This is a genomic window from Flavobacterium subsaxonicum WB 4.1-42 = DSM 21790 (assembly GCF_000422725.1).
Taxonomy (GTDB): Bacteria; Bacteroidota; Bacteroidia; order Flavobacteriales; family Flavobacteriaceae; genus Flavobacterium; species Flavobacterium subsaxonicum.
Genome location: NZ_AUGP01000011.1, coordinates 1 through 1,420 on the forward strand (window position 1 = coordinate 1; position 1,420 = coordinate 1,420).

Below are 1,420 nucleotides of genomic sequence, written 5' to 3' on the forward strand. Positions count from 1 at the left end.
CTTGAGACCGGCGCACGGGTGCGTAACGCGTATGCAATCTACCTTGTACAGGGGGATAGCCCAGAGAAATTTGGATTAATACCCCATAGTATATAGAGAGGGATTCCTTTTTATATTAAAGTTCCAACGGTACAAGATGAGCATGCGTCCCATTAGCTAGTTGGTATGGTAACGGCATACCAAGGCAATGATGGGTAGGGGTCCTGAGAGGGAGATCCCCCACACTGGTACTGAGACACGGACCAGACTCCTACGGGAGGCAGCAGTGAGGAATATTGGTCAATGGGCGCAAGCCTGAACCAGCCATGCCGCGTGCAGGATGACGCATCTATGGTGTGTAAACTGCTTTTGTACGGGAAGAAACCCTGGCTCGTGAGCCAGATTGACGGTACCGTAAGAATAAGGATCGGCTAACTCCGTGCCAGCAGCCGCGGTAATACGGAGGATCCAAGCGTTATCCGGAATCATTGGGTTTAAAGGGTCCGTAGGCGGTTTTATAAGTCAGTGGTGAAATCCGGCAGCTCAACTGTCGAACTGCCATTGATACTGTAGGACTTGAATTATTGTGAAGTAACTAGAATATGTAGTGTAGCGGTGAAATGCTTAGATATTACATGGAATACCCATTGCGAAGGCAGGTTACTAACAATACATTGACGCTGATGGACGAAAGCGTGGGGAGCGAACAGGATTAGATACCCTGGTAGTCCACGCCGTAAACGATGGATACTAGCTGTTCGGTTGCAAGACTGAGTGGCTAAGCGAAAGTGATAAGTATCCCACCTGGGGAGTACGAACGCAAGTTTGAAACTCAAAGGAATTGACGGGGGCCCGCACAAGCGGTGGAGCATGTGGTTTAATTCGATGATACGCGAGGAACCTTACCAGGGCTTAAATGTAGGTTGACAGGACTGGAAACAGTTTTTTCTTCGGACAACTTACAAGGTGCTGCATGGTTGTCGTCAGCTCGTGCCGTGAGGTGTCAGGTTAAGTCCTATAACGAGCGCAACCCCTGTCGTTAGTTGCCAGCGAGTCATGTCGGGAACTCTAACGAGACTGCCGGTGCAAACCGTGAGGAAGGTGGGGATGACGTCAAATCATCACGGCCCTTACGTCCTGGGCTACACACGTGCTACAATGGCCGGTACAGAGAGCAGCCACTGGGCGACCAGGAGCGAATCTACAAAGCCGGTCACAGTTCGGATCGGAGTCTGCAACCCGACTCCGTGAAGCTGGAATCGCTAGTAATCGGATATCAGCCATGATCCGGTGAATACGTTCCCGGGCCTTGTACACACCGCCCGTCAAGCCATGGAAGCTGGGGGTACCTGAAGTCGGTGACCGCAAGGAGCTGCCTAGGGTAAAACCGGTAACTGGGGCTAAGTCGTAACAAGGTAGCCGTACCGGAAGGTGCGGCTGG

1 rRNA gene is annotated in these 1,420 nt (G+C 51.7%); it reads left to right on the forward strand.

Going from position 1 to position 1,420, the window contains the following annotated elements:
- A 16S ribosomal RNA gene (locus G509_RS0102635) occupies window positions 1-1,420 on the forward strand; the annotation flags it as partial.